17 protein-coding genes are annotated in these 17,209 nt (G+C 67.1%); 7 read left to right on the top strand and 10 right to left on the bottom strand.

The genetic code is table 11. The features are described from left to right. Positions 1-31: 31 nt before the first annotated feature. From RW112_RS19585 to RW112_RS19575, 3 genes are all read left to right on the top strand, one after another. Positions 32-898 (top strand): transketolase, encoded by an 867-nt coding sequence (locus tag RW112_RS19585; protein ID WP_317783357.1) that lies wholly within the window; start codon positions 32-34, stop codon positions 896-898. Next, positions 895-1,899, top strand: a complete 1,005-nt coding sequence (locus RW112_RS19580) for a transketolase family protein (protein WP_317783356.1) — start codon at positions 895-897, stop codon at positions 1,897-1,899. Before RW112_RS19585 ends, RW112_RS19580 begins: the two co-directional genes overlap by 4 nt. A gap of 134 nt (positions 1,900-2,033) precedes the next feature. Beyond that, positions 2,034-2,693 carry a GntR family transcriptional regulator gene (locus RW112_RS19575; protein ID WP_317783355.1) on the top strand — a complete coding sequence of 220 codons (660 nt, stop codon included), beginning with the start codon at positions 2,034-2,036 and terminating at the stop codon, positions 2,691-2,693. Positions 2,694-2,711: 18 nt separating this feature from the next. Here the strand turns inward: RW112_RS19575 and RW112_RS19570 are convergent, their stop codons facing one another. The 7 genes from RW112_RS19570 to RW112_RS19540 all read right to left on the bottom strand — a co-directional run bounded on the left by RW112_RS19570 (position 2,712) and on the right by RW112_RS19540 (position 9,014). Next, on the bottom strand, positions 2,712-3,494 hold the full coding sequence (locus RW112_RS19570) for an SDR family NAD(P)-dependent oxidoreductase (RefSeq protein ID WP_317783354.1): 783 nt from the start codon (positions 3,492-3,494) through the stop codon (positions 2,712-2,714). Between the two features lie 130 nt (positions 3,495-3,624). Continuing rightward, complete coding sequence (locus RW112_RS19565; protein WP_317783353.1) at positions 3,625-4,257, bottom strand: class F sortase; 633 nt, start codon at positions 4,255-4,257, stop codon at positions 3,625-3,627. A gap of 62 nt (positions 4,258-4,319) precedes the next feature. Continuing rightward, on the bottom strand, positions 4,320-5,144 hold the full coding sequence (locus tag RW112_RS19560; RefSeq protein WP_317783352.1) for a DUF4397 domain-containing protein: 825 nt from the start codon (positions 5,142-5,144) through the stop codon (positions 4,320-4,322). A gap of 204 nt (positions 5,145-5,348) precedes the next feature. After that, complete coding sequence (locus RW112_RS19555) at positions 5,349-7,076, bottom strand: DUF4389 domain-containing protein (protein ID WP_317783351.1); 1,728 nt, start codon at positions 7,074-7,076, stop codon at positions 5,349-5,351. Between the two features lie 41 nt (positions 7,077-7,117). Further along, positions 7,118-7,564: a flavodoxin family protein gene (locus RW112_RS19550; RefSeq protein ID WP_317783350.1), complete on the bottom strand. Its 447-nt coding sequence runs from the start codon at positions 7,562-7,564 to the stop codon at positions 7,118-7,120. Further along, on the bottom strand, positions 7,561-8,616 hold the full coding sequence (locus RW112_RS19545; RefSeq protein WP_317783349.1) for a zinc-dependent alcohol dehydrogenase family protein: 1,056 nt from the start codon (positions 8,614-8,616) through the stop codon (positions 7,561-7,563). Before RW112_RS19545 ends, RW112_RS19550 begins: the two co-directional genes overlap by 4 nt. Next, the gene (locus RW112_RS19540) at positions 8,613-9,014 is read right to left on the bottom strand and encodes a hypothetical protein (RefSeq protein ID WP_317783348.1); all 402 of its coding nucleotides are present in this window, start codon (positions 9,012-9,014) and stop codon (positions 8,613-8,615) included. Before RW112_RS19540 ends, RW112_RS19545 begins: the two co-directional genes overlap by 4 nt. Positions 9,015-9,309: 295 nt before the next feature. Here RW112_RS19540 and RW112_RS19535 point away from each other — a divergent pair, with 295 nt between their 5' ends. Together RW112_RS19535 and RW112_RS19530 are read left to right on the top strand one after the other, a co-directional pair. Further along, complete coding sequence (locus tag RW112_RS19535; RefSeq protein ID WP_317783347.1) at positions 9,310-9,930, top strand: SRPBCC family protein; 621 nt, start codon at positions 9,310-9,312, stop codon at positions 9,928-9,930. A 12-nt stretch (positions 9,931-9,942) separates the two neighbouring features. Further along, positions 9,943-11,472, top strand: a complete 1,530-nt coding sequence (locus tag RW112_RS19530; RefSeq protein ID WP_317783346.1) for an amidohydrolase — start codon at positions 9,943-9,945, stop codon at positions 11,470-11,472. On the opposite strand, the gene eat is transcribed toward RW112_RS19530, so the two are convergent. Next, positions 11,469-12,902, bottom strand: a complete 1,434-nt coding sequence (eat, locus tag RW112_RS19525) for an ethanolamine permease (RefSeq protein WP_317783345.1) — start codon at positions 12,900-12,902, stop codon at positions 11,469-11,471. The two genes, RW112_RS19530 and eat, sit on opposite strands and share 4 nt — an antisense overlap. A gap of 109 nt (positions 12,903-13,011) precedes the next feature. Then, positions 13,012-14,052: a phosphotransferase enzyme family protein gene (locus RW112_RS19520; protein ID WP_317783344.1), complete on the bottom strand. Its 1,041-nt coding sequence runs from the start codon at positions 14,050-14,052 to the stop codon at positions 13,012-13,014. A gap of 277 nt (positions 14,053-14,329) precedes the next feature. Between RW112_RS19520 and RW112_RS19515 the strand changes: the two genes are divergently transcribed. Then, entirely contained in the window at positions 14,330-15,688 is a 1,359-nt protein-coding gene (locus tag RW112_RS19515; protein ID WP_305942744.1) for an aspartate aminotransferase family protein, read from the top strand. 18 nt (positions 15,689-15,706) lie between these two features. Continuing rightward, entirely contained in the window at positions 15,707-16,483 is a 777-nt protein-coding gene (locus RW112_RS19510; protein WP_317783343.1) for a GntR family transcriptional regulator, read from the top strand. An 85-nt stretch (positions 16,484-16,568) separates the two neighbouring features. Here the strand turns inward: RW112_RS19510 and RW112_RS19505 are convergent, their stop codons facing one another. After that, complete coding sequence (locus RW112_RS19505) at positions 16,569-17,075, bottom strand: hypothetical protein (protein WP_317783342.1); 507 nt, start codon at positions 17,073-17,075, stop codon at positions 16,569-16,571. Positions 17,076-17,209: the final 134 nt, after the last annotated feature.

The following is a 17,209-nucleotide window of genomic DNA, read 5'->3' as shown; positions in this document are numbered from 1 at the left end:
CCACGAACTGCACACGACTCATAAGGAACCAATGCTTCACGAGACACCCTCAGAACGCCTCGACCGGGTCTCCGCTGCGGCCTACCGGATCCGGCACCACGCCCTGAACATGGGCGAAGTCCAGGGCCAGGGCTACGTGGGCCAGGCGCTTGGAGCCGCGGACATGCTGGCCGCCGTCTACGCGGACCAGCTCCGCTTCCAGGCCGGCGACCCCGAATGGGAGGGGCGGGACCGCTTCCTGCTCTCCACCGGGCACTACGCGATCGGGCACTACGCCGCTTTGGCCGAGGCCGGGATCGTACCGGTCGAGGAACTGGAAACCTACGGCTCCGACGATTCCCGGCTCCCCATGTCCGGAATGTCCACCTACACCCCGGGCATGGAAATCTCCGGCGGCTCCCTGGGCCACGGCCTCACCATCGCCGTCGGCATGGCACTGGGCCTGCGTTACCAGGACTCCTCCGCGAGGGTCTACAACTTCCTCTCCGACGGCGAACTGGACGAAGGCTCCACCTGGGAAGCCGCCATGGGCGCGCACCACCACCAGCTGGGCAACCTCACCGCCATGGTGGACATCAACGCCCTGCAGGCCGACGGCAAGACCGACACTGTGCTCCGCACCGAGCCCGTGACGGAAAAGTGGGAGTCCTTCGGCTGGTACACCCAGCGGGTGGACGGGAACGACGTCGGCGCGCTGCTGGCGGCGTTCGACAACGCAGCTGGCCAGGCCGCCGCCGTCGGACGTCCTTCCGTGATCCTGTGCGACACGAAGGTGGGCCGCGGAGTGCCTCTGCTCGAGGAGCGCGAAAAGGCGCACTTCATGCGTATCGAAGAACACGAATGGCAGCAATGCCGCGAACAGCTGACCGCAGGATACGAAGGAAAGGCAGGCCGATGAGCACCACCGCTCTCAAGGGCAGCGCCCCCAAGCTGAAGACCTCGGCCATGATCGCGTCCTTCGCCGATCCGGGCCAGAAAACCTCGTCCGCACCCTTCGGGCACGCCCTGGTGAAGGCCGCGCAGGAGAACGACAGGATTGTCGGGCTCACCGCGGACCTGGGCAAATACACGGACATGCATATCTTCGCCCAGGCCTTCCCGGAACGCTTCTTCCAGATGGGCATGGCCGAACAGCTCCTCTTCGGAGCAGCCGCCGGACTGGCCGAGACCGGCCTGGTGCCGTTCGCGTCCACCTACTCGGTGTTCGCCGCGCGGCGGGCCTACGATTTCCTCTGCCTGGACAGTGCCGAACCGAACCTGAATGTGAACATCGTGGGCGGCCTGCCGGGCCTCACCACCGGCTACGGCCCCAGCCACCAGGCCACGGAGGACATGGCGATTTTCCGCGGCATGCCCAACCTGACCATCGTGGACCCCTGCGACTCCATCGACATCGAGCAGGCCGTCCCCCAGCTCGCGGCCAGCGAGGGGCCCACGTACCTGCGGCTGCTGCGCGGCAATGTGCCCACCGTGCTGGACGAATACGGCTACACATTCGAACTCGGCAAGGCGAAGGTCCTGCGCGGCGGGAACGACGTGGTCTTCATCTCCAGCGGGCTGATGACCATGCGGGCGCTTCAGGCCGCCAAGGCACTGGCCGAACACAACGTGGACGTTGCCGTCGTCCACACCCCCACCATCAAGCCGTTCGACGCCGAAACAGTCCTGGCAGAGATCAACACAGACCGCCTCGCAGTGACGCTGGAGAACCACAGCGTGATCGGCGGGTTGTTCGAAACCGTCGCGTCCGCCGTCGTCACCGCGGGGCTGGGCAAGCGGGTGGTGCCCGTGGCGCTGCCGGACGAGTTCCTTGACGCCGGCGCCCTGCCCACCCTCCACGAACGCTACGGCCTGTCCGTCCAGCGGATCGTTGCCAAGGTCCTCGCCGAACTGGGCTAGCGCAACAGGCGGGGAAACCGGCGAACGGCGGAAGCGCGGACCGGGCACGAGACGGGTCCGCGCTTCTGCCGTAAGATCAACAGTTAACACGCCGACTGTAAACAGTCGACCACTGACATTGAGGAAGTGCCACGATGGCCGGAGCAACAGCGCCCCTGCTGGGACTGCAGAAAAAGAGCCTGCGTGAGCAGGCCCTGTCCGCGCTGCGCAGCGCCATCACCAGCGGAGAGCTGGCACCCGGCCGGCACCTGGTGGAGACCGAGCTCTCGGACATGCTCCAGATCAGCCGCGGCACCCTTCGGGAAGCGCTGCGGCAGCTTGAACAGGAAGGCCTGCTCTCGGCTGGCCCGCGCGGCCGCCTTTCGGTGAGGCATCTCGACGCGAAGGAAATCCGGGACATCTACTCCGTGCGTGCCGCGCTGGAATCATTGGCTGCCCGCACCCTGTGCGAACTTCCGGACCGCCAGCACGTGATTGGGTCGCTGCGGGCGGCCATTGATGCCATGGATGCTGCAACCAAGGGGACACTCGAGGAGCGGATCGAATCGGACCTGGAATTCCACCGCACCCTGTGCCGCCTCACCGGCAACGAGACACTGCTGCATTCCTGGGAATCGCTGGAAGGCTCCATCCGGATGTCCATCATGTTCGCCGGGCTGGAAAAGGGCGTGTCGAACATGAGCGTTGACCGGCACCACGACATTGTGGCGGCCATCGAAACCGGAGACGCCTCGCTGGCCCGCAAGACCATCCGCGAACACATGGACACCGCGGCGGACAACCTGGTGGCTTAGGCGCCCCCGGAGCAGCACTCAGTAGTCCACGATCGCGCCGCAGGAGATGTTCACGGTGGCGTCCGTGATGGCGCCGGCCCGGTCCGAGGCGATGAACACGGCCACGTTGCCCACGTCCTCCAGCGTCGCCGTCCGGTTCAGGTGCGCGGTCCGGGCGATTTCCTGCACGATCTCTTCTCGGCCCTCGGTCTGCCACGGAATGGTTTCCACGATCCCGCCCGTAACCATGGTGACCACACGGATGCCGTTCTTCCCGAGTTCCAGCGCCCACTGCCGGCGCTGACCCTCCATGGCGTCCAGCGCCACCTTCAACCCGCCGAGCCCGTGCAGGGTCTGCGGCCCGGAGCCGCCGAACATCAAAACGACGCCGGAGCGCTGCCTGATCATGTGCCGTGCCGCGGCGCGCGTGGTGAGGAAGTGGGTCCGGGTCGCGGTGTTGACGGGCTGGCTGAAGTCCTCGGCGGAAATGTCCATCAGCGGCTGCTGGACGTCGCCGTAGGAGATCAGGTTGAAGGAGATGTCGATCCGCTTGGTCTTCCTGGCGGCCTGGTCCACGAACGTGTTCACCTGGGTTTCGTCCAGGGCGTCGACGACGGCGGTGTCAGCGCTGCCGCCCGTCTCACGGATGTCCCGGGCTACTTTGACGAGGCTGGACTCCGTGCGTCCGGCCAGGAAGACAGCCGCGCCCTCCGCCGCAAAGGCCCGCGCGACGGCGCCGCCGATTGGACCGCCCGCTCCATAGACCAGGGCCGTTCTGCCCTTCAGCAGGCCGGCTGGCCCTGTTTCGTTGTCCAGCAGCATTGCGGGCCTCCTGCCCGGAAGTGGTCGGTTCCTCCCACTATCTTCCTGCGGGCGGCAGGTGGCAAGGGTGCGCTGCAGGACCCGGGCGGAAACCTTGTGGTGGTTGCCACCGGCTCCCACGGTCGGCTTCCTAGGGTCGGCGCGCAGGCACCGCCGTGACAATCACGTTGTCGCCATAGTCCTGTTGTTCGTCCAGCCACCGGCCGCCGCAGGTCACGAGTTTCAGCCCGGGCGGGCCGTCGCGCCGGAAGATGGACGCGCCGTCGAACGCGTCTTTCGCCATGAGTTCCACTCCGGTCACCTGGAACGTCACCGCTTCCGCCCCGTCACGCTGGACGGTAACGAGGGTGCCCGGCGCGAGCGATCTGAGCTGGGAGAACGGCGCGGAATTGGAGGTGGTGTCCACGTGCGCCGCGATCACTGCGGTGCCTGCGGCGGCTCCGGGGGCAGGTCCAAAGCGGTACCAGCCGGCCTCGTTGAAAGGCTCCGGGATCTCCATGGCCCCGCCAGCGCTGACCCCCACCTCCACGATCGGCATGTTGATGGTGGTGCCTTCCACAGTGAGGTAGCGGGGCGCCGGGTCCTTGGGCGCCCGGGCAACCGGCGTTGCCGGACGGACCGGGACGGTTGTGTCCGGAGCGGCTTTCGCCGTGACCGCCGCCTCCGGGGCAACGGACTGCGGAGAAGTGGTGTCCCCCGGCGCGGCGCAACCGGCGATCAGCAGGCACACCGTTACGCCTACAACCGACCTCCAGGGGTGCATCTCAGGCCTCCTCTCGGCCGGTGGATGTCAGGAGCCGGGCGGCCGGGGTTTGCGGTTGCGGCCTAGCGGGTCCGGCGGAGCGCCAGCTGCCTGCGGGTCACAGCGACCCCGCCGGCGAGCAGCAGGAGTGCCGCGGCGCCGACGCCCACGGTGGCGGCTGATGCGTTTCCGTTATCAGCGGCGCCGGACCGTCCACCGGGAACTCCGGCAGGGGCGGAGTGCAGACCTTCAATGTTCTGCACGGCCAGCTGCAGGTTGTTGTCCGTGAGGCTGCCCCAGGCGTACACCACCGTGTGGGTGCCTTCCGCCACTGTGACATCCGCCGGGCCGATGACCGGAGCCGTGGTGCCGGCGGCAGCAACAGCAACGGACAGGGTGCCGGGATCCAGCGTCAGCATCTTCTCGGCGGGGTTGGCCAGGCCGGAGATGACGGCGGTGCCGCCGGCGAGGATGTCCACGGCCGGTGCCGCTGCCGTGTGCCGCACCGTGAGTTTGCCCTTGCCGGGGTCGATCTGCGATACGTCGTTCGTGAAGAAGTTGGCAGTCGGTTTGCCGTCTGCGTCGAGGTTGGCGACGGCGGTGTAGTTGCCGCTTGCAGCGAGGGTAACCTTCACGGGGCCGATCACAGGAGCGGAAGCGTCCGCGGCGTCGGACGCGGTGATGGCCAGATCGTAGTCCCCGGCCGGCAGGGCGAGCGGACCGGCCAGGGTGCCGGGGGTGAAATCGTCAAGGGTACGTTCGCCGTTGACCCACACGTCGACGGTCAGTCCCGGGACTCCGTGGAGTACGGAAAGCTGGGCATCGGACTCGGCCGCCTGGGCGGGGCCGGCGAGGGTCAGAGCCGCCGCAATTGCCACGGCGCCCGCTGTGAAAAGGCTGGTACGCATTTACATCTCCTTCAACGGCCCGCCAGGCGGGCGATTTTTGCTTACATCCCTATTACCTGCGCACGGGGCTTTTTGGATGCAGATGCATGTAAATATCTTTGCCTGGGATGGAAATGGCTCGAGGCTGCGCGGAGGGCGGGCACAGCGGAGCGGCCGAGCGGCCCGGTTGGACTGCCCGGCCGCGGCCGGCATATTCGGAGGGTGCTAGACGCGAGGCGGCCCGGCGGGGCCGGGTGGCGGCGGAGGTTCCGTGCGCGGGCCCGGGGGCTCCGCCACAGGCGGAGGGGGTGGCGGCCCGGCTTGTGACGCGGGGACCGGCGGCGGGACGTAGCCTTCAGGCGGGACGTAGCCGGCGGGCGGTGCGTCGGCGGGATCGGCCGGGCCCATATCGAGGCGGAACGGCGGGTATTCGTCACGCATCAGCGCCACGTAGGCAATGACGCGGTAGATCCAGCGGTCCAGGCCGATCAGCAGGTCAAAGAGCCTCCGGCCAAAGCGGCCAGTGAACAGCAGGCTGAAGCCGGCCACGAGCACCAGCAGCCCGATCAGCGAGATCCCCCCGCCTCCGCCGTCGTATCCCACCCAGGTTCCGTCAATCCACCGGCCGTCAACCCATCTCCCGTCAACCCACATACGCCGGTTGCCCCAGGTGCTCGCCGTGCCTGAGAAGGCGGCGACGATCAGGAGTTGGGGCAGGGCCAGCAGCCACCATTTGACCAGCACCAGGCCCCGGGAAAGCTGCTCGGGGTAGTCGACGTCGAAGTCCGCCGGGTAGTCGGTTCGCGCCAGTGTGAAGGGCGGGTAGCGGTCTGTCCCGATCGCGGCGTAGGCGTAGAACGCAACCCGCCAGTTCCAGCGCAGGACGCCGACATTGAAGTTGAACAGCGAGCGCGGGTAGCGGCCGGTGAACAGGATGGCGAAGCCGGCCACGATGGTGGTCACGAAGAACGCGAACCACAGGAAGAACAGCACGATGTAGTGCGGGATCGCGAGGAACCACTTGATCAGCCACATGCCGCGGGAGAGTGCCGGGTCAAGGTGCCCGTTCAGCCGCACCGGGTACCGGGACGTGTCCGAAGGCTGCGGGTCCGTGGGCAGCGGCGTGCGGCCGCCGGGCGGCGCCGGTGCAGCTGCTGCACCATACGGGGTGGCACCATAGGGTGCCGTGCCGGACGGTGCTGCACCGTACGGGGCTTCGGCGCCCGCGGGTACACCGCCGGGGCCCGTGGGTCCGGCCGCCGGCCGGTGCGGCGGCGGGCCGTGCCTGCCGAGTCCGGCGGCGCCGGCCACGATCAGCGGCACCCCCACAACCAGCAGGACGATGCCGCCGATCAGGAGCCCGATGAACACCGGCCAGAGCAGGTCGGAACGGACGCCCGCCTGCAGGTCCACGGAAACCGGAGCCCCGCCGTCGGCGTTCATGACCACCACTGCCCAGCGGCCGCTGCGCAGGTCCCACTCGATCTGCTGCGTTCCGCTTCCCTGGGCGGACGTGGACCAGAACGGCTGCGCCCCCGGGGCTGCGGGTTCGGCGTCGCCGGGCACCTCACGGTACTGGACGCGGAACGGGTACCAGTCCAACTCGGTGATTTCGGAACGCCGGACGTTGGCCAGGTAACTGGCCACGTCCTCCTGCGGCCCGATGCCGATGAAGATCTCCTGCCCGGCGGCCGACGTGCCGCGCAGCAGCATCCGGCCCGCGCTGTCCACGGGCAGCACGTCAGGCAGTTCCTCGTCCACCAGGAGGTCCAGGCCGGGCGACGTGATGGCGCGGGTGGCCACGTCGTACCGCTCGGTGGGCGTGGTGAAGTATCCGTTGTCGCGTTGTTGGAAGTTGACCCATCCGACACCGGCGGCGGCTGTCAGCAGTCCAAGCCCCAGCAGGGCGGCGAGGGTACCGAGCACCAGCATGACTATCCGGCCTGGTTTCATGGCCGCAGTCCTTTCTTGCGTCTTGCCTGGCCCCCCGGCGGCTATCCACCCACTCTTTTGAGCAGGTCTGCGGCCCATGCGGCCGCTTTGTCGAGTTCCCCGCTGCGGAGCGGACCCTCGCTGCCTTTCACGTAAAAGGCCATGGGCTTGGAGATGATCTCCGCGCCGCCGGTTTTGAGCGATTCGGTCATCTTCCTCGCCGCGTCGCCGTGGATGAAGAGCCGCACGCGGGTGTCGAAGGCCGCCGCTTTGACGCCGTTGAGCCGTCCGTCGCCGAGGGCGGCCAGCAGCTCGGTGATCTTCGGCGTCGGGCGCCAGCCGTTGATGGGACTTCCGACGACGAGAAGGTCGCCTTCCGTAAGCGCGGATGCCTCGAACTCCGTCACGGAAACGGCCTCGGCCTGGAGCGGGCCGAGGGCGTCGACGATGGCCTCGGCCACCTGCCTGGTGTTGCCGTAGGCGGAGTCGTAGACAACCAGCGCTTTCACGCCGTGATCACCACTTTGAGGGCCTTGGTGTCCGCGGCGCGGGCGAACGTGTCGTAGGCGTCCATGAACTGGTTGAACGTGAAGTGGTGGGTGGCGAACTTCTCCGCCGGCACCTTCTTCTGGGCCACCAGCTTCAGGAGCATCGGCGTGGTGTTGGCGTTGACCAGGCCCATGCTGATGTTGATGTTCTGGATCCAGAGGTTTTCCACATGCAGCTCCACCGGCTTGCCGTGCACACCCACGTTGGCCACATTGCCGCCAGGGCGGACGATGTCCGCGCACATGGTGAAGGTGGCCGGGATGCCCACCGCTTCGATGGCCACGTCCACGCCCTGCCCGTCCGTGAGCGCCAGGACCTGTTCCTTCCAGTCGGAGTCACCGGAGAGGACAACGTCGGTGGCGCCGAACTCGCGGGACTTTTCCAGCCGGTTCGCGTCAAGGTCGATCGCGATGATGGTCGCGGCGCCATACAGCCCGGCGGTGGCGATTGCTGCCAACCCGACAGGCCCTGCGCCCACAACCGCCACAGTGTCCCCCGGCTTGACCCGCCCGTACTGGACGCCGATTTCGAAGCCGGTGGGAAGGATGTCGGAGAGCATCACGGCCTGGTCGTCGCTGACCCCTTCGGGCAGGAGATGGAGCGAGTTCTCCGCATACGGGACGCGCACGTATTCGGCCTGGGTACCGTCGATCAGGTGTCCGAAGACCCAGCCGATACCGGCTGCCCCTTCGTCGCCCATGCAGTGCGAGTAAAGGCCGGTCTTGCAGTTGGCGCAATGGCCGCAGGACTTGATGCAGGAGATGATGACCCGGTCCCCCACTTTCAGGCTGGTGACCGACGAACCCACCTCGGTGATGGTCCCCACGCCTTCATGGCCCAGGATCCGTCCCTTCTGCACCGCGGGCACGTCCCCTTTAAGGATGTGCAGGTCTGTTCCGCAGATGGTGGTGGTGTCCACTTTGACGATCACGTCGCTGGGGTTCTGAATGGTGGGATCCGGGACGTCAGTCCATGATTTTTCGCCGGGACCGCCGTAGACGAGCGCTTTCATGCGTACTCCTTCACTCTGTGGATGAAGCCGGGGTCCACGATTTTCACGGAGCACGGCACTACCGAACGGTCCACTCCTGATGCCAGCCGGGACAGGCGGGCGCATTCGTGGAGTTGCTCGAGGACCGTATCGGTCACCCGGGCGCGGGAGAGATCGATGGTGAGTTCTTTGCCATGCAGGAGCGAGGTTGTTCGACGGGCCACCACATACAGCGCGCGAAGGTTGGCGCCCGTTACAACGCCCCGGACTTCGATGTTGGCAGCGGCCAGGTCCGCTTCAATGCGGACCACCACCTTCAGCCGGTGGTCGGAATGTTCGTAGTGTGTGGTGGACGGGAGGCCGTGCCGGGAGAGGACGGAGGGTCGAGGACCCAGGACAGTGCGGGCGTGCTGGTTCATGTAGCCGGGTCTCCTGCTGTGTTCGGGAGGCGCAGCGCGCCAGCCCTTCCCCAATGGTGTAGCGAGACCTGGTGCTGATCGGCGAAGCATTTCCCTCCCCAAGGTGCATGCGCGAGTAACGCAGGCGTGAGATGCCCCACATCAAGGATGGCCGGTCCGCGCAGCGGGGGTAAGGGACGAAAGTCCCTGATGCGGAGGGCCGGGCGACGTGCCGGCGCCAGCCGGCCCGGGGCTTATGGCCCGTGACAGGACCATCGGCGCTCTGGAGAATTGCCCGATGACGAAGCACCAAAATTTGAAGCATCTTTCTGGGCCCGCGGTGTTGGCCTGGCTGGTGGCAGCGGGCTTCGTGTTCCGGCGCTTCCAGTTGCGCTGGGGTGCCACAGCTGCCGAAGCCGACGGCGGGCTGCCGGGCGATGACTTCCTGTCCACCGCAGACCTGCAGTCAACGCGGGCGGTCACCATCAAGGCTCCCGCGACGGACGTGTGGCCCTGGTTGGCGCAGATGGGTCAGGGACGCGGCGGACTCTATAGCTACGACTTCCTGGAAAACCTCGCCGGCCTTGAAATCCACAGTGCCGACCGGATCCACCCTGAGTGGCAGGACATCAACGTGGGCGACCGCTTTCACCTGGCGCCCGCTGCATCGGCAGACCTGGAAGTGGGGCTGGTGGACCCGGGCAGCGCGCTCGTGCTGCGCGTTCCGACCGGTTCCCCGCCCGGGCCTTTCGACTTCAGCTGGGCATTTGTCCTGCAGCCGCTGCCCGACGGCGCCACCCGGCTGCTGGTGCGGGAGCGGTACGCCTGCCGGCAGTGGTGGGCGCGTTGCCTGGTCGAAGCGGTGGAGGTTGCCAGTTTCATCATGTCCCGGCGGATGCTCCACGGGATCAGGAGCCGCGCGGAGGGGAACTCTTAGTAGCCTGTCCGTATGCCTGAATCCGCCACGCCAGACCTTGTCCTTGCCTCCGTCCGGCAGCCCGGGGAGACGGGCTCTTCAGACCTCCACATCGCCCGGGGCATTGTCACCCGGGTAACAGCGGCGGAAGAGCGGCCCGACAACGCCAGCGATCTTGCCGGTGTCCGCGTTGTTGACTTGGCCGGCCGTTACGTCATCCCCGGCCTGTGGGACGAACACGTGCACATGACGCAGTGGGCCATGGCCGCCAACCGGATCGACTTATCGCACGCCGGATCGGCGAGTGACGCCGTCGACGTCGTTCGGTCGAGTATCGCGGCCATCCTCAGCAGCGGCCGAACGGACACGGACGACTCCGGAAGTGGTCCGACGCTGGTGGGCGTCGGTTTCCGCGACGCCGTCTGGGCGGACAAGCCCAGCCTGGCGATGCTCGACGCCGCGACTCAGAGGGTGCCCGTGGCCCTGATCAGCCATGACCTCCACTGCGTCTGGCTGAACAGTGCCGCCGCAGTGCGCCAAGGGGTGTCGGTGGACGGCTCCGGCCTGCTGCGGGAAGAGCCGGCGTTCACCCTGACCCGCGAGCTGGGCCGCCTGCCGGATGCAGCGGTTGACGCCTGGGTCGATGAGGCCGCACGGAAGGCAGCCGCCCGCGGGGTGGTGGGGATCGTGGACTTTGAAATGACCTGGAACCGCGAGGTGTGGCTCCGGCGTGTCAGCGGCGGCTTTGGGTCCCTTCGGGTGGAGGCGGGCGTCTACCCGGAGCACCTGGAGCGTGCGCGGCTGGAGGCCATGCGTACGGGGCAGGACATCCCGGGAGGGAACGGCCTGCTCCGCGTGGGCCCGCTCAAGGTGCTGATCGACGGCTCGCTGAACACCCGGACCGCCTACTGCGTGGACCCTTATCCGCACGGCGGGCGGGGCCTGCTCACCGTGAGCGAAACGGAACTGGTGGAGCTGCTGGTCCGGGCCAGGGAAGCCGGGTTCGTACCCGCAGTCCATGCGATCGGTGACGCCGCGAACCAAGTGGCGCTTAACGCCTTCGAGGCGGCGGGCATTGCGGGGCGGATCGAACATGCCCAGTTTGTCCGGCAGGAGGACTTCGCCCGTTTTGGCCGGCTGGGCCTGGTTGCGAGCGTCCAGCCGGCCCATGCCCTCGACGACCGTGACGCCGCGGACGCCAACTGGGGCGACCGCACCGACCGGGCGTTCCCGCTGCGGGCGCTGCTGGCGGCCGGGGCCACACTGGCCTTCGGCTCGGACGCTCCGGTGGCGCCCCTGGACCCGTGGACCGCGATGTCGGCCGCCGCCACCCGGTCCGCACTGGACGGACGCGGACCGTGGCACCCGGAGCAGGCCATCACCCGGGAGGAGGCCCTGGCTGCGTCCTCCCGGGGCCGGCGCCGGATCGAGGTGGGCGATCCGGCGGACATCGCGGTGCTCGACGACGACCCGCTCCGCGTATCGGACGAGGTGTTCGCGTCCATGCCGGTAGCGGCAACCCTCGTCGCAGGCAGGTTCACATACGGCGGCGGCTCGGTTTAGCGCAGCTCCGCTTCCGACTCCCGGATCCGGGCGAACTCCTCCTCCGGCGCGCCTGCCACCAGGTGGTGGCGGCTGTGGAAGGCAAAATAAAGCAGCCCGACGACGAAGATGCCGGCCGTAATTGCCGCGGCCTGGATGTCCACGAAGAAGGTGGCAACCACCGCGATGACCGCAAGAACAAGTCCGACGCCGGTGGTCACCACGCCGCCGGGGGTCCGGTACGGACGGTGCAGCTCCGGTTCGCGCCTGCGCAATACGATGTGTGAGAGGTTGAGCAGCACGTAGGACACGGCTGCGCCGAAGACGGCGATGTTGATGAGTTTGTCGCCGTCGCCCACTGCGGCGGCCAGGATGAAGCCGACAATCCCGGGGACGATCAGCGCCCAAGTGGGCGTCTTCCGCGAGTTGGTGCGGCTGAGCCAGGTGGGCAGATAGCCGGCACGGGACAGCGCGAAGAGCTGGCGGGAATAGGCATAGACGATGGAGAAGAAGCTGGCCACCAGCCCGGCGAGGCCTGCGTAGTTCACGAAGACAGCCAGTCCTTCATTGCCGACGGCGCGCAGCGCATCGGGCAGCGGGCTGGTGGACGTGCTCATCAGCGCGCTGCCGGCGCCGCCCGGTGCCAGGATAAGGACTGCCAGTCCGGTGAACGCCAGAACGGACATGGCCACGATGATGGCGCGCGGCATGTCCCGTTGAGGGTTTTCCGCCTCTTCGGCGGCCAGCGGAACACCCTCTACGGCCAGGAAGAACCAGATGGCGAAGACCAGCGCGCCGATGATGCCGCCGAAACCGTTGGGCAGGAACGCGCTGGCACCGGCCGCATCACTCACGGGGATGTCGAACAGCTTGGTGGCGTCGAAGTGCGGCACCATTCCGACGACGAACGCGATGAGCGCCACCACCGCGATGCCCGTGATGGCGAACATCGCCTTGAGCGCCTCGCCGACGCCGATGAGGTGGATACCGATGAACAGCGCGAAGCAGACGAGGTACACCGGCCAGCCGTCCGTGATGCCGAACAGGCCAAGGCTCTCCACATAGCCGCCGATGAAGACGGCGATCGCGGCCGGAGCTATCGAGTACTCGATGAGGATCGCGAGCCCGGTGGCGAAACCACCCAGCCGGCCCAGTGCGCGGCGGGCGAAGCCGTAGCCGGCGCCTGCCACCGGAAGTGCGGAAGACATTTCGGCAAGGCCGAAGACCATGCAGGCGTACATCACGCCCATCAGGACGAAGGCGATCAGCAGGCCGCCCCAGCCACCGGCTTCCAGGCCGAAGTTCCAGCCGGAGAAATCGCCGGAAATCACGTACGAGATGCCAAGGCCGGCCAGGAGGAGCCAGCCGGCGGCACCCCGCCTGAGGGTCCGCTGTTCAAAATAGGCTTTGTCGACGGCGCGCTGTTCAGCGGCCGGAAGGGTTGCAGTCATGGAAGCCTCCGGTAAACGTGGGCGTGAAATTTGGGTGTGCAGGGAAGAGCCGGGACGGGCCCGGTTGCAGAGCGGGGGAACTAAGCGAAGACTCAGCCGAGAGCCGGGCTTAGTCGAAGAGCCAGGTGGGCGATGCCAGGTAGCGCTCGGCGACGGCCACGGTGCCGGGGATCTGGGCGTCCCAGAGTTCGGCCGGCAGCGCGTCGGCGCGGTGGGTGGTGGTCCAGCCGAGCATGGTCAGGCGCCGGATCATGCTGAGCGCGACGGCGTGGGCCAGGTCCGTGTCGGTGAGCGGGCGGACGGTCCGGTAGCCTGCCACCCAGCTTTTGGCGATGTCCGGCGCGTAGGGCTCGTGCTCGATGAAGGACAGCGCAGACGCGAAGTCGTACAGCAGCCAGGAGAAGCCGCAGTCGTCGAAGTCGATCACGGTGAGGGCGCCGCCGTCGATCATGATGTTGGACGGGCGCAGGTCCGCGTGCACCAGGCCCCAGCTGTCACCGGAGACGGGAAGGCCGTCCAGGGCCGTGACTGCTGCGAATTCGGCACGGCCCAGCACGGCCGCCTGTTCGGGCGTGAGGTCTGCGCGGCGCCAGTCCCCCCACCTGCTCGTTTCACCAAGCATGTCGCTCAGCTGCCAGGAAAAACGGGTGAAATCGGCCGGCAGCGGCCAGCGCCTGACCTGCTGGTGCAGGCGCGCCGTCGTGGCGCCGATTTCCGCATAGTAAGGCCGCGGATCGGCGAAGTCCTCCAGGATGTCCCCGGCGACGAACGCAAACGCTACGCAGTGCCATTCGGACCCGCCCGGATCCGTGAAGGTATGCAGGAGGGAACCGCTGGCGGTGGGCACGACGTCGGGAACGCGCACTTCCGCTTCTTCCGCCAGACGCCGGACCCAGGTGAGCTCGCCGGCGATCTGGCGGGCATCCCCCACATGGCCGGGACGGTGCACGCGCAGAACGGACACGGGAACGCCGTCGACCTCGATCCGGAACGTAGCGTTCTCCGAGACGGCAATCAAAGTGATCACGGTCCGGTCCGGGATCAGGCCCCAGGCGGACATGACGGCGGTGCCGATCCATTCAGGGGCGGGTTCCCCGCGGCGCAGGCCATTGAAGACGGCGAGTGGGGAAGTGTCTGTCATGGTGTTCATGGATGCTCCTCGGAGGCGAGGAGGGTTGGGCTCCAGTAGCGAGTATTGCACGGCAGAACCGGCGGAACCGTGCCGATCCGGAGGAATTTACCGCCTCGAAACAAAGCCTCGACTCGGAAACAAACCGTTCAATTTGCGGCCGCTTTTAGTAACGCCGGCTTAATTTGCGGGAGGTTTTCGGCGGCGCCGCCCAAACATACTGGAAGGACAGAAATTCGATTCGAGGGTTGGGCCCGCACGGACGAAACTGCACGCACCGATCAGCAAGGAACCAGCCATGGTCATCCGTTCCACCATCATGGACACCAACAGCTTCCGCACGGACGACGCCGCCGGCCTCGACCCCGAGACGCGGCTGCTGACCGAGCGCCGGGACACGGTCCTCGGCGCCTCCTACCGGCTTTTCTACCGCAACCCAGTGCACCTGGTCCGCGGCGAAGGGCAGTACCTGTGGGACGCGGCCGGCCGGAAATACCTCGACGCCTACAACAACGTGGCCAGCCTGGGCCACTGCCATCCGGCCGTCACGGCAGCCGTGACCGCGCAGATGCAGCAGCTGAACACACACACCCGGTACCTGCACGAACGCATCCTGGATTACACGGACGATCTCCTCTCCACCATGCCTGCCGAGCTCGACAAGGCCATGTACATGTGCACCGGATCCGAAGCGAACGACCTCGCCATCCGCGTGGCCAAGGCGTACAGCGGCGGCGAGGGCATCATCGCCACCACGGAGGCGTACCACGGCACATCCGAGCTGACCTCGGGAGTGTCGCCTGCGCTGGGAACCGGGCAGCCGCTCGCACCCACCGCGCGCCTTGTTGCCGCGCCGGATGCTTACCGCTTGGGTGCCGAGGCCGGTTCGGACGCCGCGGAACTCGGTACGTGGTTCGCCAACAAGATCCGCGCTGCGATCGCGGACATGGAGTCGAACGGCATCCGTTTCGCCGGCTTCATTGCCGACTCGATTTTCTCGTCCGACGGCGTCCTGCCGGGCCCCGCCGGTTACCTTCGCGAAGCAGCCGACGTCATCCACCGCGCTGGCGGCATCATCATCGCGGACGAGGTGCAGCCCGGTTTCGGGCGGACCGGCGAGGCGTTCTGGGGATTCCAGCGCCACGGAATAGTTCCCGACGTCGTCACACTCGGCAAGCCGATGGGGAACGGGATTCCCGTCTCCGGGCTGGTGGCCAAAGCTGACGTTCTAGCGTCGTTCAGCGACACGATTCCTTACTTCAACACGTTCGGCGGCAATCCGGTGTCCATGGCAGCCGCCCAGGCTGTACTCTCCACCATCCGGTCAGAAGGCCTGCAGGAACACAGCCGGGTGGTCGGAGCGCACTTGCTTTCGGCACTTGCCGGTTTGGCGGACACCCACGAGTCCGTGGGGGATGTCCGGGGCGCCGGTCTGTTCATCGGCTTCGAGCTGGTCAAGGACCGCAATACCCGTGAACCGGACCGCGAACTCGCGCTGGCCGTGCTTGAACAGCTGCGGGAACGCGGTGTGCTGACGTCCGTTGCAGGGCCGCACGGGAATGTTTTGAAGCTGCGCCCGCCGCTGGCCTTTCAGCCCATGGACATCGACTGGCTGGTGGGGGCCCTTGACGAGTCGTTGACTGCACTCGGCGCCTAGTTTGTATACTTTGGGACGATGGCAATGGGCGCGGGCGAAGAGCCGGACAAAATGACGGCCGCTGATGCCGCCCACGCGGCACTGACCCGGTTCGCGCGGGCGGAGATGTTTCGCCCGGGCGAACTGATGGGCAGTGAACGCGCACTGGCCGAGCGGCTCGGCATCGGCCGGGCTGTCCTCCGGCAGGCGATCGACCGGATGGAGGCCGAGGGCACCGTCCGGCGGGTTCTGGGGCGTTCGGGCGGCGTGTTCTTCAACGACGGCCGGATCCAGCGGCACCTGAACACCGTGGAGGGCGTTCCCCAAATGGTGCTCCACCAGGGCCGCTCCATTTCCACCACCGTGGTGCGCGCCGAGATGGGCCTGCCGCAGCCTGACGAGCGGCGGAACCTGCACCTGAACGGCGGGGATGCGGTCCTGCGCATCCGGAGACTGCGGCTGGTGGACGGGACCTCGTGGTCACTGGATCTGTCAGTGCTGCCGGCCGCCCGCTTCCCGGGACTGCTCACGCATCCGTTGACGGGCTCGCTGTACCACCTGCTGACCACCGAGTACGGGCTGGAACTGGACCGTGCCGACGAGACGGTGGAAGCCGTGCCCGCCACGGACGAGCAGGCCAGTGTGCTGGACGTGCCGCCCGGATCGGCGTTGCTGGAAATCCGCCGGGTTGCCTGGGACGTACATGGAACTCCTGTGGAGTTCGCGCAAGACTTCTTCCGCGCTGACCGGACTCGCGTTCATATGCAGAAGTACGGAACCAACTGGAAGCGGACAGTCCGGCTGGAACGCGGCTGAACAGCGCGAACGGACACATACGGCCCCAAAGCCGCCGGCCGCCGTCGTGCGCCCACAGCGCGAACGGACACTTAGGGCCCTCTCCTCAGCCTTTGACCCTGGCCTGGACCAGATTGGCGAAGGGGAGGCGGCCGTACGTCTCACGGAAGTCGGCGTGATACTTGGCCTCAGCCTGGTTCAACCCGCCTGCGGGTAGCTCTTTCCAGGCGAGGAGCAGGGAATCGGCGTTCGCGAGCTGCCAGATAAGCCTCCCGTCCCAGTGCCCCGGGGGTTTGCCGTTGCCGAAGTCCAGGAATTCCTGGATCTGGCGGCGCAGCCCGCGGTTGCCCTTGCTGCCGGGTCCTGCCTTTCCGACGTAGAGGACCTCCGCGCCGTCCACCCATTCGGCAGCGAGCTTGTCTGCGGAAAGCGAGGGGTCCTTTTTCTTAAACACCCCGGCCGTGCTCCTGGCCAGGAACTGCACCTGGAAACCTTCGGGCTGGAGAACGGCGAAGATCCCCGGCGCCTGCGGAATCCGGTTGATCTCAACGTCCGCGAAGGACCTGAAGCCCGCAAACCCGGCTTCCCGGAGCGCCCGTTTGTTGACCTGCATGTGTGGGTCCTTGGCTCGTGGACACGTGGAACGGCGGCGGCCGCCAAAGGAAACTCTAGCCGGACAGCAGCATCGAAGTTATAGTAAGCATACTGATTACTTGACGGATCACCGCCGTCGTCAGTCGATGCACA

It is taken from the genome of Arthrobacter sp. B10-11, assembly GCF_033142195.1.
Taxonomy (GTDB): Bacteria; Actinomycetota; Actinomycetes; order Actinomycetales; family Micrococcaceae; genus Arthrobacter; species Arthrobacter oryzae_C.
Note: the sequence above shows the minus strand (reverse complement) of the source record. Positions and strands in the feature narration are given on the sequence as shown.

Bases quoted from the DNA above. Each gene is read 5' to 3' on its own strand.
- RW112_RS19585 (WP_317783357.1), top strand. From the start codon at position 32: ATGCTTCACGAGACACCCTCAGAACGCCTCGACCGGGTCTCCGCTGCG.
- RW112_RS19580 (WP_317783356.1), top strand. From the start codon at position 895: ATGAGCACCACCGCTCTCAAGGGCAGCGCCCCCAAGCTGAAGACCTCG.
- RW112_RS19575 (WP_317783355.1), top strand. From the start codon at position 2,034: ATGGCCGGAGCAACAGCGCCCCTGCTGGGACTGCAGAAAAAGAGCCTG.
- RW112_RS19570 (WP_317783354.1), bottom strand. From the start codon at position 3,494: ATGCTGCTGGACAACGAAACAGGGCCAGCCGGCCTGCTGAAGGGCAGA.
- RW112_RS19565 (WP_317783353.1), bottom strand. From the start codon at position 4,257: ATGCACCCCTGGAGGTCGGTTGTAGGCGTAACGGTGTGCCTGCTGATC.
- RW112_RS19560 (WP_317783352.1), bottom strand. From the start codon at position 5,144: ATGCGTACCAGCCTTTTCACAGCGGGCGCCGTGGCAATTGCGGCGGCT.
- RW112_RS19555 (WP_317783351.1), bottom strand. From the start codon at position 7,076: ATGAAACCAGGCCGGATAGTCATGCTGGTGCTCGGTACCCTCGCCGCC.
- RW112_RS19545 (WP_317783349.1), bottom strand. From the start codon at position 8,616: ATGAAAGCGCTCGTCTACGGCGGTCCCGGCGAAAAATCATGGACTGAC.
- RW112_RS19540 (WP_317783348.1), bottom strand. From the start codon at position 9,014: ATGAACCAGCACGCCCGCACTGTCCTGGGTCCTCGACCCTCCGTCCTC.
- RW112_RS19530 (WP_317783346.1), top strand. From the start codon at position 9,943: ATGCCTGAATCCGCCACGCCAGACCTTGTCCTTGCCTCCGTCCGGCAG.
- eat (WP_317783345.1), bottom strand. From the start codon at position 12,902: ATGACTGCAACCCTTCCGGCCGCTGAACAGCGCGCCGTCGACAAAGCC.
- RW112_RS19520 (WP_317783344.1), bottom strand. From the start codon at position 14,052: ATGAACACCATGACAGACACTTCCCCACTCGCCGTCTTCAATGGCCTG.
- RW112_RS19515 (WP_305942744.1), top strand. From the start codon at position 14,330: ATGGTCATCCGTTCCACCATCATGGACACCAACAGCTTCCGCACGGAC.
- RW112_RS19510 (WP_317783343.1), top strand. From the start codon at position 15,707: ATGGCAATGGGCGCGGGCGAAGAGCCGGACAAAATGACGGCCGCTGAT.
- RW112_RS19505 (WP_317783342.1), bottom strand. From the start codon at position 17,075: ATGCAGGTCAACAAACGGGCGCTCCGGGAAGCCGGGTTTGCGGGCTTC.